Raw genomic sequence first — 21,263 nt, 5'->3', positions numbered from 1 at the left:
CCACTCATGTCGAACGTCAGAGCGCTCAAATGCAACGTGCCCTCCTGCTACTTTCGCTCCTGGCCAGCGTTGCGTTGGTCGTCAGCGGCTTGCTCGCCAATCCGAATGCCTCAACCTTGCGTGAGCTCGGATCAGGGCCATTCGCTCACCGTATCAAGATGGCGCTGCCTGTCGTCCTTCTATTTCTTGTTGCATGCTGGCCTTGGTTGCTCGCGCTTTTCAGGGCGTCTGCGAGGTCAGCCTTGCAGGGAGTAGTCTTTGCAATCGCTGCGCCTGTGTTCGCGCTCCTGTGTCGTGGCGCCATTGCAACCGCGCCTAGTGAGGGCGTAGGCTATGTGGTCATCATGTACTTTGTTGGTTGCTGGGTCGCGTACCCAATGCTTGGCTTGGCAAATCCCCGTGAATGAAAGCGCGCCCCAACCCTCCATCAAGCGGACATGCGCGGGCAGCCGAGTCGTGCCGTTTATGCCGACCGTTAGAGAACATGTGTGCGCTTCAGTGCATGTGTTGACAGTCGCGCTGGTCTCCCTCGGAGCCCTAACCTTCAGCGCTCTGGCGAGCGATGTGCTCGTCATGGAGCGAGTCACGGGACAGCAAGCGCTGGATCTTTCGCTGCGCGCGCCTGCTGCTGCTCTCACCGCTGCCGATACGGCGCCTCGCCCCAACGCCCTGGCCCGCTCCATCGCGGCGGCTGCCAGGAAGGACCTCATACGTTCAGGCGTCGAATCCTCCTTTGAAGCGGTACGCGAGTGCGTGCGCGACGATGAGCGAAGCGGCGGTTTGGGTCCGCTGAGCACAGAATTCGGTCGTCCGATTTCCAATACCAACCACTGCCGGCGCTACTGAAGCAAGCGCCTCCGCCGTTTCGGCCGGTACCGATATCCAACTCCATCGAGATCCCCATGTCGACCAGAACCGCTTCCTGCAGTTGCGGCCAGCTTCAGGCCCACGTCTCCACCGAGCCGCTGCGCGTGTCGGTGTGCCATTGCCTGGCCTGCCAGCGCCGGACAGGCAGTGTGTTCGGTGCACAAGCCCGGTTCGACAAGGCGGCCGTGTCCATCAGCGGCACGAGCAGCGAGTTCGTGCGCGTTGGAGACGAAGGTGGCAAGGCCACGTTCAGGTTCTGCCCGAACTGCGGCGCCACCGTCTACTACACGATGTCCGGCCGGGAGGATGCGGTGGCCATCCCGGTGGGCGCCTTCGCCGACCCCTCGTTCCCGGCACCCACTTTCTCGGTATACGAAGAGCGGATGCACAGCTGGGTCCGGATGCCCGACGGCATCGAGCACATGGGGTGAGCCGCACGGCCATGTGGAAGGAGCATGCACCATGGCGCTGTTGGTGATCAGCGCCCACGACAGCCACCCGCCCGAAGCCACGCTGGTCGACAGCGGGCTGGATGAGGCCAACAACGCGGCGGCACCTCTCCATGAGGTGCGCCCGCTCTCGTGTTTTGCGCGAGACGCCGTGGGCCAGGTCATGGGCGGGGCCGTGGGCCGCCGGTGGGGGCCTTGCTGCGAGCTGCAGCAGCTGTGGGTGGCGGCATCGCATCGCCGCCAAGGTGTCGGGCGCCAGCTCATCGAGGCGTTCGAAGCGCACGCCCTGTCCCATGGATGCTCGTCGTTCTACCTGGAGACGTTCAGCTTTCAGGCGCCGGCGCTGTACGAGTCCCTGGGCTACCGGGTCGCCTATGAGCACGCGGTCTACCCGCATGGCATCGTCAAGTACATCATGGTCAAGCGCTTGGGCACGGGTGGCGCCAATGCTGCACCCTCGTGAGAGGGAGGGCGCTTCTGTGCCCTGAGGCTTCACCGTGCATCGAGCGCTCTGCACGCCATCGTCCAAGTTGAGGATGCGCACCCGCCTCGCAACAAGCAGGCTGCGAACACACCAATTTCGGAGTGCGCGCGATGGACCTCAATCGACGTCGATTCATGTGCGTTTGCGGAGGCGCTCTGGCGCTTGGCGGGTGCGGCGGAGGGGAGGACGACACGCCATCACAGCAAACGGCAGAGGTCCACGGCTGCACGCTTTCGGCCGCTGCTGGCACCACCGCCCTGCCCGGATGCGGACAACCGCAGGCAAGCTCCGGCAATGCAGGGCTTGACCAGGCGTTCAGGCAGGAGTTCGACTACCAGCGTTCCTTCTGGAATCTTCCGTCCGTCTCCTTCGCGTTCCTGAGCGACTGTGACTCCCCGAACGCCTATGCCAACCCGAACAATATGGCCGTTCTTTTCGGGACGACGCTTGCAGCCCAGACCTATTCGAAGTACGGAACACCGTTGCCGCTCTGGCAGGTACTCGCCCACGAATTCGGGCACATGATGCAGTTCGTGTACGGAGCAAGTTGGCTCAACTCGGGCACGGCCGCACCTCGTGAGCTCGAGGCCGACATGTTCTCCGGCTTCTACCTGATCTATGCCAAGGCGTTCGTGAGCCCCGCCGAAATGCAGACCTCCTTGCAGCAGGCGTTCTCGATCGGGGACTATGCCTACAACAATCAGAACCACCACGGGACACCGCTGCAGCGCATGGCGGCGGTGGTGGCTGGCGGCAAGGTCGCGAACGAGTACTTCGCGGGTGCCATCCCGCAGACGGTCGACGCGATGCGCCAGCGGTTCTATCAGGAGCTGCGGCAGATAATCTCCTGGTGAACTCAGCCGGGCAAGCCGCCGCCCAAGCGCAACGTCAGCCCTATGAAGCTTCTCATCGCAGTTGCCCTCGTCGTTCTCACAGTCCATGCGCACGGCCGGGTCCATACCGCCTGAGCCGTTGGTCGTTCGACCGGCCGTGCCTGAGGACATCGCCTCCATGGTGCAGTGCGACGTGTTCGCACAGGCTCATGCGAGCCGCCGCAGCTTCATCGGCAACGCCACAGCGCAGGGCCAAGCCCTCGTCGCTGTCGCGGACGGCCGTGTGCTCGGCTTCCTCGTGCTCAACCATGCCTTCTTCGAGCAGGCATTTGTCGCGCTGATCGCGGTAACCGCAGGCCACCGACGCAAGGGGGTTGGCAGGGCGCTGCTGGCGGCGGCTGAAGCAGCCTGCCCGTCGCCCAAGTTGTTCAGCTCGACCAACACTTCCAACCTGGGTGCGCAGGCGCTGTTGTCCAAGGCGGGGTTCGTGCGCAGCGGCTTCATCGACAACCTTGACCCCGACGATCTTGAGCTTGTCTACTTCAAACGGGTTCGGTAGGTCAGAATCGGCACCCACCGGTCCATCGAGCCCATGCGCCGACGCAAGCCTCACGCCGCGGCCCGCGGTGATCGTCGAACCTGCCCGAGTTCCCACCGCCCGCACACATGTCAGCCGCACCGCATCAAGTCACGTCCGTCGCACTGCCGGCGCAGTCACGCATCGCCAATGCTTATGCATCGACGCACCTCGCCGACGCCTTCTCGATCGGGCTTCCAGCCGGCGCTGCGGCCAATCCCGAGCTGCTGGCCAGGTTCATCTTTTCCCAGCAGCCCCGGTGGGTGGGCGTCCTACTGTCGATCCGCGATGCCGTCGTCGGACGATTCGGCCTCAAGACCGCTCAGCAGCTCTCGTCACTCGGCGCGCACGACCAGGCCAACCGCGTCGGCATCTTCAGGATCTACGGCAGCACTCCGGCCGAGATCGTGCTTGGGGAAGACGACAAGCACCTGGACTTCAGGGTGTCCCTGCTGTGCTCCGGCGAGCCGTCGCCGCATTGCCCACGCCAGCTGACCCTGTCCACCGTGGTCCATTGCCACAACGGCTGGGGTCGCCTGTACATCCTGGCCATCGCGCCGTTCCATCGCCTGGTGGTTCGATCCAGCTTGCGTCGCGCAGCGCGGATCGGCTGGCCTTTGGCCGCCTGAACCTCGATCCAACTCCACCCGCTTTCGTTGCTTGTGCGAGCCACCACCGCGCCCATCGTGTCGAGCACATATCAGCAGCAACCCAGGGGCATCGCAATGAACACCGTAACCCGTCGCGGCTCCTGCCTTTGCGGTGCAGTTCGCTTTCGTGCCAGCTTGCCGTCCAAGTGGGTTGCGCACTGCCACTGCACCTATTGCCGTCGCGCTCATGGGGCGCCATTTGTCACGTGGGCCGGGTTCCCCAGCGAGCAGTTCGTTCTGGAACCGGATTCCGCGCCACCCACCTGGTATGAGTCGAGCCCCGGCGCCCAGCGCGCGTTCTGCGCGCGGTGCGGCAGCCCCATGTTCTTCCAGTCGACCCGGTGGCCGGGTGAGATGCACATTGCCCGTGCGCTGATCACAGACCCGCTTGACCGCGAGCCCAGCGCCCACGTGTTCTTCGAGGAGCATGTTCCCTGGCTCGACATCGCGGACAGCCTACCCAAGAAGACCAGCCAGCCCAGCCCACCGCAACCACCAACACCTGGCTCGGCGCGAGCGATCGATGTCTGACCCCTGCCAAGCGCGGAGCCACGTTGCCAGAGCATCGCTCCTGTCGTGCCTGAGCGCGTGTTTGACGGGCTGCGGTCCATCCTCCGCTTGTGAGGCCCAATGAAAACTGGAGGACAACCACATGAAAAATACTTTTGCAGGTAGGGCAGCGCTCGTGGCGGCGCTGCTTGCCGGCTGTGCCAGCCACGATGTGTCACTGGTCAGCCCGGGCGCGGCCCACAGCGGAGCGGCCGGTTCGGCCGAAGCGTCTGCGATTGCGCTGCAGCGCGCCGGTGCGCGGGAAGCGGCAGGCCGGCAGCAGGCGATCGCGGATCGAGAGCGGGCGGAGGCGGAGAGGGACCGCTCCCCGTTGGAGTGGATCATCGACAGCCTGTTTTATTCCTGGCTGGACTCGGCCAGCACCAGCAAGCGCTGACATGGCACGTCGGCCTGCGCCTTCTTCTGCCCCGGTGCTTCTCTCCGGCGGCAATCCGCAGATTCCCAAGGGCGAGGGCGATGCGCCCGTGCAGGCCTACATCGACGCGATGCCAGGATGGAAGCAAGAGGTCGGACGCCGTCTTGACGAAATGATCGTGGCCGCCGTGCCCCAGGTGCAAAAGGCGGTGAAGTGGAACTCGCCGTTCTATGGCGTCGAAGGCCAAGGCTGGTTCCTCAGCTTCCACTGCTTCACCAAGTACGTGAAGGTCACCTTCTTCAAGGGCGCTGCGCTGTCGCCGCTGCCGCCAGGCGCGTCGAAGCATGAGGACGTGCGCTACCTGGACATCCGGGAGAACGAGCCGTTCGACGAGGATCTGTTTGTACGCTGGTTGAAGCAAGCGAGCGAGCTACCGGGTTGGACCGGGTCCTGAGCGCCATGGCCCTCTCATTCAGTGGGCGCTTCAAAAGTGCGGCCGCCGCGTTTGGTGCGCTGCTGGGTGTGCTGGTCCTGCCCGCCTCTGCCCAGGAAAACGCACGTGCGATTGGCGCCGTTGTTGCGCCGCCCGAGCTGGTTGCCGCATACAGCTGTACCACCTACGCCGAAGCGGTGTGGCTCCCCAAGGTGCAGGCGCGTGCGATGACCATGGTGCGGGACGCCATCGACAAACGCGCCGCGCTGGCGCAGCTGCTCTCTCAATATGACGGTGTTGTGGAGCGGATGTGCCGAGACGCCACTGCCATCTTTCAATTGCACCGCAACGAGGTCCTCGATGCCTATGCACGCCAGCTGCCTGGCCACACCGCCGACGTCCGGCCCTTCATGGCATACCCTGGCGCCATGCGTTGGGCTGGCGAGAATGCCGCCTTCCTTGCCACGACCGTTCCGCTGGTGCAGTACCACGCGCTTGTGAAGGCGATCGCCCCCGCGCTCCTGGACCCTCCAGACACCGCACCGGACCCGGCGGCATTGGAAGAGGTCAACGAGACTTCACCGGGCATGCGAGCGAGCTGGTCCGCATGCACTTCAACGGCTTCGACGTGATGAGCGCGATCGGCCTGGCACCGATGTACCGCCAACACGACGCGGCCGTGAACGAGATGCTGCGTCAGCGCTAGGTTCGCGCGACACCCTGGTGGCGAAGTGCCGGCTTCGCCCGCCATTGCGGACACCGGCTGCCCGTCAGGTGCCACCATGTCGCCTCTGCTCAAGCTTGCCAAAGTGCTCTTCCTTGTCGCAGGTCGCGCGCTTCTGGTGCTTTGCATCGGCATACCCGTCCTGCTACTGGTGCTGCTGGCCGGCGTCTTTGGCTCGGGTGGCGGCAGCGGGGCGCTGCTTGTTTTCATCACTGCTGCGCTCGCGGGCCTGGGCTGGGCCTGTCTACCGCTGATTCACGCCAGCCGCGCGGGCGGCATGGCCTTCGCCTGCTGCTGGGTTGCACTGGCCGTGGCTCATATCGTCACCCAGCCCGACTCGTTGGCGGGCGAAGCCGTCGTCGCCTGGTCCGTCGCAAGCCTGTGGATGGCCATCAAGCTGAGATCCGATCCACCAAGCTACTTTCCCGAAAGCTGGAAACGCGGTTCCGCCTCGGGTGCGCCTGGCTAGGCTACCAAGCTGATGGCGTGGCGCAGGTTCAGCGTCGCGCCCCGGCCGCCTCTCAGCCCGACGACAGCAGCTTGGTGGAGGCCTGTTCGTTCTGCTCGGCCGTCTGCAGCATCTTCATCTGCGACTCGAACTGCCGGGCGGCGGCGATCATCGCGACCATGGTCTCCACCGGACTTACGTTGGAGCCTTCCAGCGCGCCGTCCTGCACGCGGGCGTTCGGGTCGGCCGGCAGCTCGCCGTCGGCCGCGCGGAACAGGCCGTCCTCGCCGCGCTGCAGCGGCGCTTCCGGCGTCACCAGCTTGAGCTTGCCCACCGGGGTGGACTTGCCCTGGGCGCTGCGGGCGCTGATGGTGCCGTCGCTGCCGATGCTCACCTCGCTGTTGGGTGGCACGGTGATCGGGCCGCCGTCGCCCAGCACCGGCAGGCCGCTGCGGGTGACCAGCGTGCCCTCGGCGCTGATGTCCAGCGAGCCGGCGCGGCTGTAGGCCTCGGTGCCGTCCAGGCCCTGCACGGCCAGCCAGGCACCGCCCTTCATGGCCACGTCCAGGCTGCGGCCGGTGGCCTGCACCGGGCCGGCGTCGGGGTTGTAGCCCACCGTCGATTCGAGGGCGTACACGCGGGTGCTGGCCCCGTCGCCACGCACGGGCACCGCGCGGAAGGCGGCCAACTCGGCGCGGAAGCCGGTGGTGGACACGTTGGCGAGGTTGTTCGCCAGCACGTCCTGCCGCTGCATGGTCGCCTTGGCGCCACTCATCGACAGATAGATCATGCGGTCCATATCGTCCTCTCGCTCGATGGCGCCGGGAGACCGGGCGCCGGGCCGCCCCAAGGCCGGTCGACAGCCCCCGCGGGGGGCACGTCGCCGCAGGCGGCGGGGCGCTCCATTACCTCAGGTTCACCAAGGTCTGCAGCACCTGGTCCTGCGTCTTGATGGTCTGCGCATTGGCCTGGTAGATGCGCTGGGCGGTGATCATGTTCACCAGCTCCGCGGTGAGGTCGATGTTGGCCTCCTCCAGCGCGCCGGACTGCAGCGAGCCCATGTTGCCTTCGCTCGGCACGCCGAGGATGGGGTCGCCCGACGCGAAGCTGCGCGCCCACGCGTTGCCACCCAGCGACTGCAGGCCCTGGGGGTTGCGGAAGTTGGCCAGCTCGATCTGCCCGGCCGGCTTGGACTGGCCGTTCGAATAGCGCGCCATCACGATGCCGTTGTCCTCGATCGCAATGCCCGACAGCTGGCCCGGCGCATAACCGTCCTGCCGCAGGTCGGTGACGCCGAAGGTGGCGCCGTATTGGGTGGCACCGGACAGGTCCAGCGTCACGCCGGTCAGCGCCAGGGTGTCGGCACCGGCGGCGTTCACGCCGGCGGGGATGTCGAAGCTCACCGGCGCGGCGGGCGAGAGCGGCGCACCGCCGGTGCTGGGGAAGGTGATGGTGGTCACCGGCAGCGCGTTGCCGCTGCCGTCGTCCAGCACCGAGCTGCCGTTGGCGGTGGCATACACGTTCCAGGTGTCGGTGGCCGACTTCTGGAAGTAGTAGGTCATCGCGATGTCCTGGCCCTTGGCGTCGAACACCGTGAGCGAGGTCGCGTTGTTGTAGGTGCGCGGGTCGGAGAAGTCGATCGTGCCGGCGGCCGGCGTGGTGGTGCCCACGCGTGAATCGAGGTTCATCTCGATCAGCATCTCGCTGGTGGGCGCCGGGTTGATGCCCGCGCTGGGCAGCTGCATGGCCGTGGCCTGGCCCGGCTGGATCACGCCGGTGCCGTCAGCCGGGTAGCCCATCAGCCGCTGCTTCTGGTTGTTGACGATGAAGCCGTCGCGGTCCACCTTGAACTGGCCATTGCGGGTGTAGACGGTCTGGTTGCCCTCGCGCACCTGGAAGAAGCCCGAGCCGTTGACCGCCAGGTCGAGCGCGTTCTCGGTGGTGGTGATGTTGCCTTGCGTGAACTGCTGCGACACCTTGGCCAGCTGCACGCCGATGCCCACCTGGCTGGCGCCGCCGCCATTGAGCGCGGCCGCGTACACGTCGGAAAACTCTGCGCGCGAGGCCTTGCTGCCGTAGGTGTTGGCGTTGGCAATGTTGTTGCCGATGATCTCGAGGCTCTTGCTGGTGGCGTTCAGACCCGACAGGCCTTGCTGGAAGCTCATGGTGATGTCCTTGTTGCTGCTTGGAGGGGCGCGGGGGTCGTGGGTCAGTGGACCGCGAGCACCTTGGAATACGGCACATCGCCGGTGCGCGCGAGTTCGAGGGTGAGGGTGTCGCCGTCGATGCCGGCGGATTCCACCGTGTCCAGCATCAGCGCGGTCGCGGGCACCTGCGCGGCACCCGAGGTGGCGCTCACGCGGAAGGTGAGGCCCGCGCTGTCGCTCACGCCGGCCTTGCTCCAGGTGAAGCTGTGGCGGCCGGCGGTCTCGGCGCCCAGCTCCATGGTGTCCACCACCTGGCCGGCCGGGCTGAGCACTTCGACCTTCACCCGGTCGGCGGCGCTGCTCAGGTTGAAGGCGCCTTCGCCGGTGCCGTTGCTCATCTGCAGGGCATTGCCTTCCAGCCACACTTCGCGGCCCACCAGGGACGCGGCCTGCAGCGCCTGCATCTGCACGAACTGGCCGTTCAGGCCCGAGACCGTGGTGTTGAGCTTCTCGATGCCGTTGACCGTGTTGATCTGCGCCATCTGGCTGGTGACCTGCGCGTTGTCCATCGGATTCAGCGGGTCCTGGTTCTGCATCTGCGCCACCAGCAGCTTGAGAAAGCGGTCGGCGCTGCCGGCGTCGTTCTGCGTCGCGGTGGTGGTGCCGCCGAGCAGCGTACTGGGGTTGGTGACGCTGGTGTTCAGCGTGGAGAGGTCGACTGCCATGCGGGCCTTTCGTTGGTCCTAGCGCCTTAGCCCTGGCCCATCTGCAGCGTCTTCTGCAGCAGGGTCTTGGCGGTGTTCATCACTTCGACGTTGTTCTGGTAGGAGCGTGAGGCCGAGATCATGTTGACCATTTCCTCCACCGGATTCACGTTGCTGTAGGTGACGTAGCCCTCGGCGTCCGCCTGGGGATGCTTGGGGTCGTGCACCCGGCGGCCGGGCGTGTTGTCTTCGCTGATCGTGCTCACGGTGACGCCGGCCGCGCCCACCTCGCCCATCAGCGTGGTCTGGAAGGTGACCTGGCGCGCCTTGTAGGCCTGGCCGTCGGGGCCGGCGACGGTGTCGGCGTTGGCGAGGTTGGAGGCCACCACGTTCAGGCGCTGGCTCTGCGCCGAAACGGCACTCCCAGAGACCTTGAAGATGTCGAACATGCTCATGTCAGCCTCTCTTATTGACCACGGATGGCGTCCAGCATCTGCCGCACGTCGTGGTTGATGAAGCGCAGCGCCGCTTCGTACTTCACCGAGTTGTCGGCGAACGCGGCGCGCTCGCGGTCCAGGTCCACGGTGTTGCGGTCAAGGCTGGTCTGGCTGGGAACGGCGTACACGAGGTTCGCTTCGGCGCGCGCGCCACCGGCCGGATGGATGTGCCCGGGCTGCGTGGCCATCGCGGTGCCGGCGCTGCCCAGGGCGGTGGTGGTCGTCGCCTCCTTCAGCGCCTGCGAAAAGCTCATGTCGCGCGCCACATAACCCGGCGTGTCGGCATTGGCGATGTTGCTGGCGATCAGGCGCTGGCGTTCCGAGCGCAGCACCAGCGCCTGCGTCTGGAAGTGCAGCGAGTCGGTCAAGCGGTTCGTCATGAAGCCAACCACGGTCCAAGCCCTTGACGGGCGATGTAAGGGATTGTGGAGAGCACCTCCTGAAACATAAGCGCGAATAACGCAGTCATTGGCCCGCAATTCGCGGCACTGTGGCCTGGGCCGGCCTTCTACAGTGGCACCGTGGATAAGAGTCTGCGCACCCTTCTCATCAGCGCCCTGTGGTGCTGGATCATCGGCGTCGTGCTGAGCACGGTGCTGGTGGTGGGTGCTGCCTCGGCGGCGGAGGGAGATGCATCCGCGCTGGCTGCCCCGCTCGCCCAGCAGGTCGAGCAGATGGCCCAGGCCGCCGGCCAGCGCGCCAGTGGCGGCCACGCGCGGGTGGAAGTCCTGATTGGCCAGCTCGACCCCCGGCTGCGCCTGGCGCCCTGCGAACGCATCGAGCCCTACCTGCCTGCCGGCAGCCCGGCCTGGGGCAAGACCCGCGTGGGCCTGCGCTGCCTGCAGGGGCCCAGCCGCTGGAATGTGTTCCTGCCCGTCACGGTGAAGGTGTTCGGCCGCGCCCTCGTGGTCGCCGGCCCCCTGCCCGCCGGCAGCACCCTGGCCGCAGCCGACCTGCGCGAGGCCGAGGTCGACCTGGCCGCCGCGCCCGGCACGGCGCTCACCCAGGCCGCGGGCGCGGTGGGCCGCACCCTCGCCCGCCCGCTGGCCGCCGGCGACACGCTGCGGCAGACGGATCTCAAGGCGCGCCAGTATTTCGCGGCCGGCGACACCGTGCAGGTGCTGGCCGTGGGCGCCGGCTACTCGGTCAGTGGTGCCGGCCAGGCGCTGTCGCCCGGCCTGGAAGGCCAGCCGGTGCGAGTGCGCACCGACTCCGGCCGCATCGTGAGCGGCATGGCGGTTGCGGAACATCGTGTGGAAATACCGCTCTGACCCGATATGCCCCGCCTGAAGCACCCCCAGCAGCCAGCCCCCCGAACGAGGGGAACATCGGTCGATCTCCGAAAAAAGCCTAAAGTCCGCCCCCAGCAGTCCGATACACCGACCATGTTGACCGGGCAAGGCCTTCTGGGCCGCGCCCTCTGGAGCACACCATGAAAATCGGCCATCTCGAAAACAAGCCCGCCGTGACCCCGGTCACCGCGGAGCGCAAGGGGGCTGCTGGCGCCACCACCACGGCAACCAGCACGGAGGGCCAGGCCACCGAAGCCAGCGCCCAGGTGGAGCTGTCCGCAGCCGCCGCGGCGCTGAATGTGGACGCCGGCTCTGCCGAGTTCGACAGCGACAAGGTGAACCGCATCACCCAGGCGATCCGTGAAGGCAAGTTCACCGTGAACCCGGAAGCGATCGCCGACAAGCTGATCGCCAACGCGCACGAACTGCTCAGCCGCACCTCGCATTGATCCACCTCGCGGGCGCCTTCCGGGCACCCGCGCCTGCTGTACCTGCCTTGCACAACGCGCCCATGCCGCCCCTGCCCTCATCGCCGGATGCTCCGTCACAGGGTGCGGAGCTTGAGAACTCGCTGGCCGCTGTCGAGCAGCGGCTGGCCGCGCTGGGCGAGGCGCTGCGCGAGCGCAATGCCGAGGCCATCGAGCTGCATGCCACCGAACTGCACCGCGCCCTGGCCGATGCGGTGAACCGGTTTGCGCAGGCGGCCCGCACGGGCGGCGTACCGCCGGTGCTGCGCCGCCGCCTGGCCAACGCGAGCGGGCAAGTCGCTGCCCAGCGCGAATCACTCGCGCGTGCCACCGCCGCGCTGGACCGGGCGATCGACGTGCTGATGCCGGCCCCGCCGGCCGGCGGTGTGTATTCGCCCCAAGGTGGCACCGAGCGCGCTTCGCTCGGCGGCGTGATCCAAGCCTAGGGCTGGAGCCCCCGGCCGCCGGGCGGCCGCCCCCCATGGGGATTCGATGCATGGCCGGGAAACCCGTCCACGCATCGCAGCCGCCTCCACGATTGCTCTCCCTGGCCTGCGGCCTGTCCCCGCGGGGAATGCGCCCTGCCAAGGCTACTTGGGGCGGGGGTAGGCCTTGAGCGCCTGCTTCATCTGCACGAGGGTCGCCGGTAGTCGGTGGCCTTCGCGCAGCCAGCGGGTGCGCTCTGCCTCCAGCTCGAAGTCGCCTTTGTCCTGCCTGTGGCGCAGCACCAGCGGGAGCTGGAAGGTGTCGTTCGACGGCGCGCGATACGGGTACAGCACCAGCAGGTCAGGCGCGCCGTCGCCGTCCACGTCGGCCAGGGTGAGCGCCGGCTCGCCGTCGCACGACCAGGGCTGCTGGGCATCGGTGGCCAACGCGTCCAGGGTCTGCAACCGGCCCTCGCGTTCGACCGCAAGCACACAGTGCGCCGGCTGACCTTCGGGCATCACCAGCAGCGACACGATCGCCGCCGAGCGTGCGCCCTCTCCCCGCCATCGAAAGCCCTGGTCACGGTGGAACTGCACCTGCAGCGGCTGGTTCATTTCATGCCGCACCTGGCTCTCAGCCCGCAGCGCCACGGCGTTGAACTCCCGTTCGGCCAGCGGGCTGAGGGAGGCGGCCTGCGCGGTGGTGCACAGCGAGGCCAGCAGCAAGAACATGCATCGGTTCATCGGCGCGATTTTCACGCGCCGGCGAACCGGGCGGGCGCGGGGTCAGTGCGCAAAGCGCTGGTAGGCCGCGGCGATCTTGGTGTCGTAGTGGTTCTGCGCATAGCCGGCGCCGTTGTAGGCCCGCGCAAAGGCGGCCCAGTCATGGTTCTTCAGCGCACGGTGCATCGAGGGGTTGGATTCGATGAAGCTCGCAAAGGCCTTGAGCTGCTCGCCCTCGCTGCGCTTCATCGCATTCACGAACGACTGCACGTCGTTGAATCCCGCCGCCTTGTGGTTGAAGCCCATGATCTGGAAGCGGCCCCACGAGGCCGACTGCATCGCCGCCTGCGGGTCGAGCTTGTAGGCCTGCTCGAACCGCTGCCACTGGTGCTCGCCGCCGGCGCCGTAGAGCGCGCGGTTCCAGTGCGGGCTGGAGATGTTGGGATGGGATGCGTTGTAGCGCCCGCCGGTCTTCTGCGCAAAGACGTGCGCCTCGAACAGGATCTTGGGTTTGCCCGAGGGCAGGAAGCCGCTGCCGGAGGCCTCCACCTCGGCCACCGCCTTGATGGCGGCGACGTCCACACCGAGCTGGCGCGCCACCGAGGCGTAGTCGCCCTCGGTGATGCCGCGCTGCGGCTGCGCACCGCCCGCAGCCGGGGCAGGCGCCGGCGCCGCAGCGTGCTCGCTGCCGGGCGGGCGGCGCACTGCCACCACCTCCCATTGCGCGGTGCTGTAGGTCGACTCCTTCACCTGGTTGCCCTGGTTGCCGCCCAGCAGGGTGACCTGGCCATTGCCGCCGCGCACAAAAAAGCCCACGTGGTTGCTGCTGGCTGGCGCGCCCTTCTGGTGAAGCACCACGACGTCGCCCTCGCGCGCCGCGCCCAGCCCGTTGACCTGGTTGCCCCAGTGGGCCCAGCTGATGGCCGCCGCGCTGTCGGTGCCCTCGTAGCCCGCCTTTTCCAGCGTCCAGTTCACGAAGGAAGAGCACCAGGGCGTTTCATCGTCCTTGGCGTGCAGCGTGGTGGTGTCGTGGTACTGCACGATGCGCGCGTTGTCGCGCGAGCCGGCGATCTCATGCTGGCCCATCTCGCCGCGCGCGATCGCCATCCAGCTGGCGTGGCCGGTGCCGCCACCACCGGGCTGGGGCGCCGGCGTGCCACCGCCCTGTCCGCCGCCATGCTGCACCGCGCTGCCACCGGGCAGGCGCAGGCGGTCGCCCACATGGATGAGGTTGGGGTTGGCGATGTGGTTCAGGCGCGCGAGCGTGGACACGTCGGTGTCGTAACGCGCGGCCAGCTCGGACAGCGTGTCCCCGCTGCGCACCACATGCACCTGCGGCGAAGCGCCGCCGGCGCCCGCGGCCGGCAGGTGGATCACGTCGCCCGCATAGATGCGGTCCGGGTCGTGGATCTGGGGGTTGGCGCGCAGCAGCGCCGCCACCGTGGTGCCATGGGCGGCGGCGATGCCGCTGAGGGTGTCGCCGTGGCGCACGTGGTAGACGCCGGCGTCGCTGTGCAGGCTGGTGGCCGCGGCAGCGCGGCTGGAGGAGACGGTGTTCAACATCGCACGTCACCCGGGCTGTGGAAGTGCCGTTACCGTAGCGCCGGCTGCCATGCCTGCCCAGCTGGGATGGTTCCCAGCTGGGAGGCTTACCAGCTGGGCTCCCTCACGCCGGTCGCCCACCCGGGGTGCCTCGCGTCGCCTCAGTGCGGCAGCAGGTGCCGGTGGCCCGCCGGCGGGGTGATGGCCGCAGCCGCATGCAACCGGCCGGATGCCTCCTCGCGCAGCTGCAGCTCCAGCGCCGCGGCCGGCAGCGGGCGCGACATGAAGTAGCCCTGGCCGTCGCGGCAGCCCAGGGCCCGCAACCGCTCGAACTGCCCTGCCGTCTCGATGCCCTCGGCCACCACCGACTTGCCCAGCGCGGTGGCCAGCGAGAGGATGGCCTTGACGATCGCCTGGTTGGAGGGGTTGTCCAGGTTGGCCACGAAGCTGCGGTCGATCTTCAGGCTGTGCAGCGGCAGGCGCGACAGGTGGGTGAGCGACGAGCACCCGGTGCCGAAGTCGTCCACGCTGAGCCGGAAGCCCAGCGCGTTCAGCTCGGTCAGCATGGGCAGCGCATCCTCCAGGCTGGCCATCAGGATGTTTTCGGTGAGCTCCAGCGTCAGGTGGCGCGGCTGCAGCTGCGCCGCGGCAATGGCACGGGTGACACGCTCGACGAAGCCCCTCTGCGCGATGTCGTTGCTGGACACATTCACATGCATCGTGAGCTCGTCGCCCGCCGGCAGCACCGCATGCAGGCGCTTGAGCTGGTGGCAGGCGGTGTGCAGCACCAGGTCGGTGACGCTGATGATGAGGCCGGACTCCTCCGCGATCGGGATGAAGGTGGCCGGGTCCACCCGCCCCAGGCGCGGATGGCGCCAGCGCGCCAGCGCTTCGAAGCCCAGCAGCGTGCCGGTGCCCAGGTGGTACACCGGCTGGTAGTCCACGGTCAGGTCCTGCTCCGCCAGCGCGGTGCGCAGCTCGGCCTCGATCAGCAGCCGTTGCGAGGCGCGCTCGCGCAGGCTGATGTCGAAGAGCGCATGGCGCGCCTTGCCGCCGGCCTTGGCCTGGTACATCGCGATGTCGGCATCGCGCAGCACCTCGTTCGGGTCGGTGTAGCCGAAGCTGCTGGTGGTGATGCCGATGCTGGCCGAGGTGCTGACCATCACGCCGTTGATCTGGATCGGCTGGGCCAGCAGGTGCTGCACCCGCACCGCCAGCGCCAGCGCCAGGTCCACCGAGCCACCGCCTTCGATCAGCACCGCGAACTCGTCGCCGCCCAGGCGCGCCACCGAATCGCCGGGCCGCACATGCACCAGCAGCAGGCGCGACACCTGCACCAGGAAGTCGTCGCCCGCGCTGTGGCCCAGGCTGTCATTGATGAGCTTGAAGCGGTCGAAGTCGAGGAACAGCAGCGCGAACTCCTGGCGCGGGTCGTCCGCGGCGCGGTGCAGCGCGGCGGCCAGCAGCTCCAGCAGGCGGCGCCGGTTGGGCAGGCCGGTGAGGCTGTCCTGGAAGGCGATGTCGCGCAGCTCCTGCACATGGCGGGTGGCCTGTTCCTGCTCGCGCGCCAGCGCCTCCATCTCGCTCTTGCGCATCGCCTCGGCCGCTTCCTGCTGGCGGAAGAACAGGTGCATGGTGGACAGCAGCAGCGCGATGATGGGCGCGCCCACCAGCAGCACCCCGCCGCCCGAATGCTGGAATGTCAGGTACACCAGCACCGCCACGCAGGCGCTCACGCCATAGGAGATGCCCACCCAGCCGAAGTTGCCGAACAGGTCCGACAGCATCAGGCCCTGGTTGCGCTTGAGCTTGGGCACCAGCGTCACCAGCAGGGTGTTGATGACGAAGTACACCAGCGCAAAGGCGGTGGTGTTGAGCAGGAGGCTCACCGCGCCGTTGGCGCCCACTTGCTCCAGGCCGCTGCGCGCCACGCCGAACAGGCTGCCCGCGCACAGCATGGCCACCGCTGCCATCGCGGGGCTGGCGATGCGGCTGCTCCAGCGCTTGGAGGTGCGCCAGGAGCCCACCAGCGCCTCGAAGGCCGAGGCCAGCGCAGCCGCGGCCGGCCCGTGCAGCAGCAGCAGGGTGAAGATGAAGATCTCCCCGGCCACGAAGGAGTTCTTGGAGCCCGGGATGCGCAGCGGGAAGAAGCCCGCCAGCATGGCCAGGCTCACGCCGGCGATCACCTGCGTGAGCTGGGTGCCATTGAGGCGGGCGGCCACGTCGTGCGCGGAAAAGGCGATGCCCAAACCGCCCAGCAGCACCATGGTGCACCAGAACACGGTGGCTTTCGTGTTGTAGTCGGGCAGCAGGGCCGCATGCAGGCGGCGCCAGGGCGACAGCGGTGGGCCGGCAGTCGCTTCGTCGATGGGCGCCATGTTCAAGGCTCCCCTTCCGGTGAGTCGAGTGCTTCGCCTTGCGTCACGCCCTCGCCCAGCACCAGGCCTTCGCTCAGCACCAGGCCCTCGCTGAGCACCAGCCCTTCACTGAGCACCAATCCTTCGCTCAGCACCAGGCCCTCGCTGAGCACCAGCCCTTCACTCAGCACCAGGCCTTCGCTGAGCACCAGCCCGGTGCCGGAGACGATGGAGGTGGACAGCGTGCCCATGGGAGCGAACAGGCCGGTGCCCGCCTTCAGCGAGCTGCTGCCCACCAGCCGGTCGCCGCGCACCACCCCGGCGGTCAGCAGCTGCTGGTTGGGCGGCGTGCCCTCGGTGAACCTGGCCACATAGGTCTCACCCGGCGTCGTCCACGAGGGCCCCCAGTACCACGGCTGCAGCCTCACCACCTTGTTGTTGGCCCAGGTCAGGCGCGGGTCGTACACCGGCTGGTACTGCGAGAACAGCACGTCGCCGCTCATCACATGGTTGCCGCCCAGGAACACGATGCGCGACCAGTTGAAGCTCTTGCCGCCCACGCTGGACACCGGCGCAGGCAGCGGCTGGCGCAGCATGCCGGCACCGGGCCAGAGCGCGCCATAGGCGATGGCGCTGGACACGTCCGGCCGGACCGCGCGGGCCAGCGACACGGCACCGGCCACGTTGACCATGCCGGCGCCCTGCTGCAGCAGGTTGGCCCCGGCCAGCGGCTGTGCGCTGTACTGCAGCATCGCCTTGACCAGCGGCGGGGTCAGGCCGGGGTTGGCCTGCAGCAGCAAGGCGGCCGCGCCGGACACCACCGGCGCAGCCACCGACGTGCCACTGAGCAGCATCAGCGTCTGGGCATACACCTGGCGGCTGGAGGCCTCCTTCAGCAGCGACGGGTTCTTGGTAGCGACGCGGTTCCAGGTGGGGTTGGACGGGCTGGCCTGCGTGGCGGCGGCGCCCACCAACCGGTTGCCCGGCGCCACCAGGTCGGGTTTGAGCAGGTTGTCCGGGCGGCGCACGCCCGCGCTGTCCACAGAGCCGCCGCGGGTGGGGCCGCGCGAGCTGAAGAAGTTGACGCTGTCGTCGCCTCGATCACTGGTGCCGTGGATGTTCGCGGAGCCCACCGTGATCACCGACGGGTCGTTGCCTGGCGCACCGATGGTGCCGTAGGCCTCGGTGCCCTTGACGTTCTTGCCGGCGTTGCCGGCCGAGACCACCACCACGATGCCGGCGGCCACTGCACTGCGCGCCGCCCGGCACAGCGGGTCGGTGCGCCAGGATTCGGTGGACGCGGCAGCCAGGCTGAGGTTGAGCACCCGGATGTTGTATTCACGGGCGTGGTAGATCACCCACTCGATGCCCTCGATCACATCGCTCAGCGTGCCCACGCCGTTGTCGTTGAGCACGCGCACGTCGTACAGGTCGGCATTGGGCGCCACGCCGGTGGAATCGGGCGCCTGGTAGAAGCCGCGCCCGGCCGCCACCGACGCCACATGGGTGCCGTGGCCATAAGGGTCCTGCAGCAGGTTGCTGTCGTTGGCGATGAGCGACTCGTAGGCGCGCTGCTCGGCGCTGCCCGGCGCGAGCGACACGCTGCCAGCGCTCACGCCGTCGCCCCACAGGCCGCCGCGGGCCTTGAGCATGTCCACGCTGCGCCGCACGCGCGACATGCCGTAGGCGTCGGCGAAGTTGCGGTGCGCCTTCATGATGCCGGAGTCCAGCACCGCAATGCCCACGCCGCTGCCGTCCAGGCCGCTGTACTGGGTGGGGAGCGGATAGCTGCGCACCTGCCCCGACGTGCTGCCGCTCACCGCCTCCAGCTGGCTGGAGGCCCGTGCCACGGTGCGGTTGGGTGAAATGCTGGCCACGTCGTCGCGCTCGGCCAGCGCGCGCAGGGCGCCAGCGCGCATCTGCACCGTCAGCCCGCCGATCACGCCGTGTTGCGACACCACCTTGCCGCCCAGGCGGCGCACCGCCTGCATCAGCTCGCGCAGGTCGGCATCCGGCTCGGCCACCACCACCGCCTCGACCTCGCGATGGCCCCCCACATTGCGGGACCAGCGCTGCAGCGGGATGCTGCGTGCGACCTCGTCGCGCAGGTCGCGCGCCATCTTGTGGCCGTGATCCGTGCCCTTGCCCGGCCCGGCCTGGGCCGGCACGGCGAGCACCAGCGCGAGCCCCAGCAGCACCATTCGGCCCAGTGGCCGCAGGACGCGTTCGATCAGCACGGTGAACCAGGCAGCACGGAACATCTGAACCCCCCGACACCGGCATCCGCGGGTCGAGGTGCGATTGAAACATCGCGGGGATGAAATGTGACTACACGTAACAGCTCTGGCCGGCTTCCGTGTGCAAAAAGTTACGACGCGGTTTCGGCCCGGCGCGTGTGTGAGTGGCCGCTACTTCGGTCAGCAGACCACCAGCGGGCAGGCATTGCGCCCGGCGTCCCTCACCTCGCCGTAGTAGCCCATGCCGATGCTGGTGCTGCCGGGCACGGGCTGGCCGTCCACCTCGAAGGGCGGCGCAGGGTCGTGACGATCTTGCGCGCGACGAACTGCGGTTCGTCGCCGGTGTTCAGGACTTCGAGGTCAGAACTTGAAGCCGATGCGCAGGCCGCCCCAATGGCGGCTGTTCACCACGATGGGGGCCGCCGCTTCCTTCAGGATCACGAAGGTGCCACCGCCCATGTCGCGCCGATAGGTCTGCAGCAGGAAGGGGCGCTGGTTGCGCGCCGAGGCCAGGCCGGTGCGGTCGTTGAAGATGCGGCGGTAGCGGCTGTTGGCGGTGTCCCACACCACGTCGCCGCGCTGGGGGTGCGAGTACTTCTTGTTGTGCATCGCCACATAGCCGTTGCGGTCCACCGCGATGCAGTAGGCCACCTTGTCCGACAGGCCGAGCACCCGCTCCTGCACCTGCGGGAACAGCCGGTCGGCCAGCTCGCAGTAGCGTGTGGTGTGCTGCGGCGGGTTGGTCTTGGGGATGGGTTTGTACTGTTCGTCGAACAGGTCGGCCAGCGTGATGGTGGAGGTGCGCAGCGCGTCCTCCAGCAGCCGGCTGATCTGTCCGGCGGCTTCCTGGGCAGCCGCGATGTAGGGCGAGTCCGCGGTTTCCACGCCGCAGCCGGCGATCTGCTCGATCAGCTCTTCCGACACCTTGAGGAAGCGGTCGCTGCAGGCCATGGCGGTGGTCAGGCCGCTCATCGCCTGCTGCACCTCGCGCTCCAGCTCGCGCGTGCGTTCGTTCAGGCGCCCGCAGGTGGCGCGGCTTTCTTCCGCCGCCTGGCTGATGCGGCGCACGTCTTCTTCCACGCTGGCAAAGGCCACGTGGATGGCGCCATGCGAGCCGGCGCCGTCGTGGCGCAGCTCGCGGCTGAAGGCATCCACGCGCGCGTCGAGCTCACCCACGGTGCGCATGATGGCCTTGGACGAGGTTTCCACCTTGCCGGCCAGGTCCTTCACCGCATCGGCCACCACGCCGAAACCGCGTCCGGCCTCGCCGGCGCGCTTGGCTTCCACCGAGGCGTTGAAGGCCACCAGGCGGGTCTGCAAGGCGATCTGGGTGATCTGCCCGGCGGCGTCGGACACCTGGTGCAAGGTGTCCACGATGCCCTGCACCTCGGCGCTCACGCCCTGCAGCGCGGCGCGCGCGCGGCCCACGGCCTCCAGGCTCTCGGTGGTGACGCCGGCGATCGCGCCCTGCGCGTTCTGCACATCCACCAGCTGCGCCGCCAGGGCCTTCATGGCCTCGGTCTGCGCCTGCACCACCTTCTGGGTGTCTTCCATCGCGCCGCGCACTTCGGCGGCGTCGTGGCCGATGTGCGATACCTGCGATGAGATGGCCCGCACGGCTTGCAGCGCCTCCTGGCCGCCCGATGGCTCGCGCAGGTCCGGCGAGGCAGGTGCAATGTCGCCACTCTGTTGGCGGCGGAACAGGCTCAGCATGGGTAGGTCTCCAGGATCACTAGCGCTTCGGTGCCTTATCGGCCTACCACTCGCGCAACTTGACCCGCAGGCGGGCGATCGACTGGCTGTGCAGCTGGCAAACCCGCGATTCGGTCACGCCCAGCACGGCCGCGATCTCCTTCAGGTTCATGTCGTGCTCGTAGTACATGCTCATCACGTACTGCTCGCGTTCGGGCAGGTGCTTGATCGCCTCCACCAGCGCCTCGCGCATGCGGCGGTCCTGCAGCACGCCCAGCGGGTTCACGTCCTCGTTGACGGTGACGTGGCGGTCCAGGTAGTCGTCGTCGCCGTCGTCGCCGGACATGTCTTCCAGGTACACGAGCTGGGTGCCGCGCACCTTGCCCAGCAGCTCCTGGTACTCGGTGAGGCTCAGGCCCATTTCCTTGGCGATCTCGCTTTCCTGCGGCGCGCGGCCGAGCTTCTGCTCCAGCTTGTGCACCGCGGCTTCGATGCTGCGCTGCTGGCGCCGGTTGCCCCGGCTCATCCAGTCGCTGCCGCGCAGCTCGTCGAGCATGGCGCCGCGGATGCGCTGGGTGGCGAAGGTCTCGAACTGCACGCCCTGGGCGGCATCGAAGCGCGAGAGCGCGTCGTTGAGGCCGATCATGCCGACCTGGATCAGGTCGTCCACTTCGACGTTGGCGGGCAGCTTGGCGATCATCTGGTGGGCCAGGCGCCGCACCAGGGGGCTGTACTGCTTGAGCAGCGAGTCGGAGTCGAGGCGGCCTTTGGCGGTGTACATGGAGGTCAG

General features: G+C 68.0%; 25 protein-coding genes. 14 read left to right on the top strand and 11 right to left on the bottom strand.

The features are described 5' to 3' along the window. Positions 1 to 507 precede the first annotated feature (507 nt). From VPH43_RS11465 to VPH43_RS11415, 11 genes are all read left to right on the top strand, one after another. On the top strand, positions 508 to 846 hold the full coding sequence (locus tag VPH43_RS11465; protein ID WP_328577824.1) for a hypothetical protein: 339 nt from the start codon (positions 508 to 510) through the stop codon (positions 844 to 846). Between the two features lie 56 nt (positions 847 to 902). Then, the gene (locus tag VPH43_RS11460; RefSeq protein ID WP_328577823.1) at positions 903 to 1,298 is read left to right on the top strand and encodes a GFA family protein; all 396 of its coding nucleotides are present in this window, start codon (positions 903 to 905) and stop codon (positions 1,296 to 1,298) included. Positions 1,299 to 1,329: 31 nt separating this feature from the next. Beyond that, on the top strand, positions 1,330 to 1,779 hold the full coding sequence (locus tag VPH43_RS11455; RefSeq protein ID WP_328577822.1) for a GNAT family N-acetyltransferase: 450 nt from the start codon (positions 1,330 to 1,332) through the stop codon (positions 1,777 to 1,779). A 131-nt stretch (positions 1,780 to 1,910) separates the two neighbouring features. Next, entirely contained in the window at positions 1,911 to 2,654 is a 744-nt protein-coding gene (locus VPH43_RS11450; protein WP_328577821.1) for an ImmA/IrrE family metallo-endopeptidase, read from the top strand. 136 nt (positions 2,655 to 2,790) lie between these two features. Next, complete coding sequence (locus VPH43_RS11445) at positions 2,791 to 3,192, top strand: GNAT family N-acetyltransferase (protein WP_328577820.1); 402 nt, start codon at positions 2,791 to 2,793, stop codon at positions 3,190 to 3,192. Between the two features lie 107 nt (positions 3,193 to 3,299). Further along, the gene (locus tag VPH43_RS11440; protein ID WP_328577819.1) at positions 3,300 to 3,839 is read left to right on the top strand and encodes a DUF2867 domain-containing protein; all 540 of its coding nucleotides are present in this window, start codon (positions 3,300 to 3,302) and stop codon (positions 3,837 to 3,839) included. 96 nt (positions 3,840 to 3,935) lie between these two features. Then, positions 3,936 to 4,391, top strand: coding sequence for a GFA family protein (locus tag VPH43_RS11435; RefSeq protein WP_328577818.1), 456 nt, complete (start codon positions 3,936 to 3,938; stop codon positions 4,389 to 4,391). Between the two features lie 154 nt (positions 4,392 to 4,545). Then, positions 4,546 to 4,806, top strand: a complete 261-nt coding sequence (locus VPH43_RS11430; protein WP_328577817.1) for a hypothetical protein — start codon at positions 4,546 to 4,548, stop codon at positions 4,804 to 4,806. A 1-nt stretch (position 4,807) separates the two neighbouring features. Then, complete coding sequence (locus VPH43_RS11425; RefSeq protein WP_328577816.1) at positions 4,808 to 5,239, top strand: DUF1801 domain-containing protein; 432 nt, start codon at positions 4,808 to 4,810, stop codon at positions 5,237 to 5,239. Between the two features lie 5 nt (positions 5,240 to 5,244). Further along, a complete protein-coding gene (locus VPH43_RS11420; RefSeq protein ID WP_328577815.1) occupies positions 5,245 to 5,850 on the top strand; it encodes a hypothetical protein in 606 nt (201 codons plus the stop codon). Between the two features lie 150 nt (positions 5,851 to 6,000). Beyond that, positions 6,001 to 6,411, top strand: a complete 411-nt coding sequence (locus VPH43_RS11415; protein ID WP_328577814.1) for a hypothetical protein — start codon at positions 6,001 to 6,003, stop codon at positions 6,409 to 6,411. 52 nt (positions 6,412 to 6,463) lie between these two features. On the opposite strand, the gene flgF is transcribed toward VPH43_RS11415, so the two are convergent. The 5 genes from flgF to flgB all read right to left on the bottom strand — a co-directional run bounded on the left by flgF (position 6,464) and on the right by flgB (position 10,118). After that, positions 6,464 to 7,189: a flagellar basal-body rod protein FlgF gene (gene flgF, locus VPH43_RS11410; protein WP_328577813.1), complete on the bottom strand. Its 726-nt coding sequence runs from the start codon at positions 7,187 to 7,189 to the stop codon at positions 6,464 to 6,466. A 106-nt stretch (positions 7,190 to 7,295) separates the two neighbouring features. Further along, positions 7,296 to 8,555, bottom strand: a complete 1,260-nt coding sequence (gene flgE / locus VPH43_RS11405) for a flagellar hook protein FlgE (RefSeq protein WP_328577812.1) — start codon at positions 8,553 to 8,555, stop codon at positions 7,296 to 7,298. A gap of 44 nt (positions 8,556 to 8,599) precedes the next feature. After that, a complete protein-coding gene (locus VPH43_RS11400) occupies positions 8,600 to 9,262 on the bottom strand; it encodes a flagellar hook assembly protein FlgD (RefSeq protein WP_328577811.1) in 663 nt (220 codons plus the stop codon). A 26-nt stretch (positions 9,263 to 9,288) separates the two neighbouring features. After that, positions 9,289 to 9,696, bottom strand: a complete 408-nt coding sequence (gene flgC / locus VPH43_RS11395) for a flagellar basal body rod protein FlgC (protein WP_328577810.1) — start codon at positions 9,694 to 9,696, stop codon at positions 9,289 to 9,291. Positions 9,697 to 9,707: 11 nt separating this feature from the next. Continuing rightward, a complete protein-coding gene (gene flgB / locus VPH43_RS11390) occupies positions 9,708 to 10,118 on the bottom strand; it encodes a flagellar basal body rod protein FlgB (protein ID WP_328577809.1) in 411 nt (136 codons plus the stop codon). A gap of 141 nt (positions 10,119 to 10,259) precedes the next feature. On the opposite strand from flgB, the gene flgA reads away from it, so the two are divergent. The 3 genes from flgA to VPH43_RS11375 all read left to right on the top strand — a co-directional run bounded on the left by flgA (position 10,260) and on the right by VPH43_RS11375 (position 11,943). Next, positions 10,260 to 11,009: a flagellar basal body P-ring formation chaperone FlgA gene (gene flgA, locus VPH43_RS11385; protein WP_328577808.1), complete on the top strand. Its 750-nt coding sequence runs from the start codon at positions 10,260 to 10,262 to the stop codon at positions 11,007 to 11,009. Positions 11,010 to 11,170: 161 nt separating this feature from the next. Then, on the top strand, positions 11,171 to 11,479 hold the full coding sequence (flgM, locus tag VPH43_RS11380; protein ID WP_328577807.1) for a flagellar biosynthesis anti-sigma factor FlgM: 309 nt from the start codon (positions 11,171 to 11,173) through the stop codon (positions 11,477 to 11,479). Positions 11,480 to 11,541: 62 nt separating this feature from the next. Then, positions 11,542 to 11,943, top strand: coding sequence for a hypothetical protein (locus VPH43_RS11375; protein WP_328577806.1), 402 nt, complete (start codon positions 11,542 to 11,544; stop codon positions 11,941 to 11,943). A gap of 144 nt (positions 11,944 to 12,087) precedes the next feature. On the opposite strand, the gene VPH43_RS11370 is transcribed toward VPH43_RS11375, so the two are convergent. From VPH43_RS11370 to VPH43_RS11345, 6 genes are all read right to left on the bottom strand, one after another. Next, positions 12,088 to 12,654 (bottom strand): hypothetical protein, encoded by a 567-nt coding sequence (locus VPH43_RS11370; RefSeq protein ID WP_328577805.1) that lies wholly within the window; start codon positions 12,652 to 12,654, stop codon positions 12,088 to 12,090. Positions 12,655 to 12,708: 54 nt separating this feature from the next. Continuing rightward, positions 12,709 to 14,208 (bottom strand): TIGR02594 family protein, encoded by a 1,500-nt coding sequence (locus VPH43_RS11365; RefSeq protein ID WP_328577804.1) that lies wholly within the window; start codon positions 14,206 to 14,208, stop codon positions 12,709 to 12,711. 140 nt (positions 14,209 to 14,348) lie between these two features. Further along, positions 14,349 to 16,565 (bottom strand): putative bifunctional diguanylate cyclase/phosphodiesterase, encoded by a 2,217-nt coding sequence (locus VPH43_RS11360; protein WP_328577803.1) that lies wholly within the window; start codon positions 16,563 to 16,565, stop codon positions 14,349 to 14,351. Between the two features lie 2 nt (positions 16,566 to 16,567). Then, a complete protein-coding gene (locus VPH43_RS11355) occupies positions 16,568 to 18,805 on the bottom strand; it encodes a S8 family serine peptidase (protein ID WP_328577802.1) in 2,238 nt (745 codons plus the stop codon). 336 nt (positions 18,806 to 19,141) lie between these two features. Next, complete coding sequence (locus tag VPH43_RS11350) at positions 19,142 to 20,494, bottom strand: methyl-accepting chemotaxis protein (protein ID WP_328577801.1); 1,353 nt, start codon at positions 20,492 to 20,494, stop codon at positions 19,142 to 19,144. Positions 20,495 to 20,537: 43 nt separating this feature from the next. Continuing rightward, the gene (locus VPH43_RS11345) at positions 20,538 to 21,254 is read right to left on the bottom strand and encodes an RNA polymerase sigma factor FliA (RefSeq protein WP_328577800.1); all 717 of its coding nucleotides are present in this window, start codon (positions 21,252 to 21,254) and stop codon (positions 20,538 to 20,540) included. Between the last annotated feature and the right edge of the window lie 9 nt (positions 21,255 to 21,263).

This window comes from Ideonella sp. BN130291 (assembly GCF_036231905.1).
GTDB lineage: Bacteria > Pseudomonadota > Gammaproteobacteria > Burkholderiales > Burkholderiaceae_C > CAMLIZ01.
Note: the sequence above shows the minus strand (reverse complement) of the source record. Positions and strands in the feature narration are given on the sequence as shown.

What these genes read in the sequence shown, in the direction of transcription:
- VPH43_RS11365 (WP_328577804.1), bottom strand. Translation starts at nt 14,208, where the DNA reads ATGTTGAACACCGTCTCCTCCAGCCGCGCTGCCGCGGCCACCAGCCTG.
- VPH43_RS11440 (WP_328577819.1), top strand. Translation starts at nt 3,300, where the DNA reads ATGTCAGCCGCACCGCATCAAGTCACGTCCGTCGCACTGCCGGCGCAG.
- VPH43_RS11425 (WP_328577816.1), top strand. Translation starts at nt 4,808, where the DNA reads ATGGCACGTCGGCCTGCGCCTTCTTCTGCCCCGGTGCTTCTCTCCGGC.
- VPH43_RS11460 (WP_328577823.1), top strand. Translation starts at nt 903, where the DNA reads ATGTCGACCAGAACCGCTTCCTGCAGTTGCGGCCAGCTTCAGGCCCAC.
- flgC (WP_328577810.1), bottom strand. Translation starts at nt 9,696, where the DNA reads ATGAGCATGTTCGACATCTTCAAGGTCTCTGGGAGTGCCGTTTCGGCG.
- flgB (WP_328577809.1), bottom strand. Translation starts at nt 10,118, where the DNA reads ATGACGAACCGCTTGACCGACTCGCTGCACTTCCAGACGCAGGCGCTG.
- VPH43_RS11420 (WP_328577815.1), top strand. Translation starts at nt 5,245, where the DNA reads ATGGCCCTCTCATTCAGTGGGCGCTTCAAAAGTGCGGCCGCCGCGTTT.
- VPH43_RS11450 (WP_328577821.1), top strand. Translation starts at nt 1,911, where the DNA reads ATGGACCTCAATCGACGTCGATTCATGTGCGTTTGCGGAGGCGCTCTG.
- VPH43_RS11355 (WP_328577802.1), bottom strand. Translation starts at nt 18,805, where the DNA reads ATGTTCCGTGCTGCCTGGTTCACCGTGCTGATCGAACGCGTCCTGCGG.
- VPH43_RS11360 (WP_328577803.1), bottom strand. Translation starts at nt 16,565, where the DNA reads ATGGCGCCCATCGACGAAGCGACTGCCGGCCCACCGCTGTCGCCCTGG.
- flgE (WP_328577812.1), bottom strand. Translation starts at nt 8,555, where the DNA reads ATGAGCTTCCAGCAAGGCCTGTCGGGTCTGAACGCCACCAGCAAGAGC.
- VPH43_RS11435 (WP_328577818.1), top strand. Translation starts at nt 3,936, where the DNA reads ATGAACACCGTAACCCGTCGCGGCTCCTGCCTTTGCGGTGCAGTTCGC.
- flgF (WP_328577813.1), bottom strand. Translation starts at nt 7,189, where the DNA reads ATGGACCGCATGATCTATCTGTCGATGAGTGGCGCCAAGGCGACCATG.
- VPH43_RS11350 (WP_328577801.1), bottom strand. Translation starts at nt 20,494, where the DNA reads ATGCTGAGCCTGTTCCGCCGCCAACAGAGTGGCGACATTGCACCTGCC.
- VPH43_RS11455 (WP_328577822.1), top strand. Translation starts at nt 1,330, where the DNA reads ATGGCGCTGTTGGTGATCAGCGCCCACGACAGCCACCCGCCCGAAGCC.
- VPH43_RS11375 (WP_328577806.1), top strand. Translation starts at nt 11,542, where the DNA reads ATGCCGCCCCTGCCCTCATCGCCGGATGCTCCGTCACAGGGTGCGGAG.
- VPH43_RS11415 (WP_328577814.1), top strand. Translation starts at nt 6,001, where the DNA reads ATGTCGCCTCTGCTCAAGCTTGCCAAAGTGCTCTTCCTTGTCGCAGGT.
- VPH43_RS11400 (WP_328577811.1), bottom strand. Translation starts at nt 9,262, where the DNA reads ATGGCAGTCGACCTCTCCACGCTGAACACCAGCGTCACCAACCCCAGT.
- VPH43_RS11345 (WP_328577800.1), bottom strand. Translation starts at nt 21,254, where the DNA reads ATGTACACCGCCAAAGGCCGCCTCGACTCCGACTCGCTGCTCAAGCAG.
- flgM (WP_328577807.1), top strand. Translation starts at nt 11,171, where the DNA reads ATGAAAATCGGCCATCTCGAAAACAAGCCCGCCGTGACCCCGGTCACC.
- VPH43_RS11370 (WP_328577805.1), bottom strand. Translation starts at nt 12,654, where the DNA reads ATGTTCTTGCTGCTGGCCTCGCTGTGCACCACCGCGCAGGCCGCCTCC.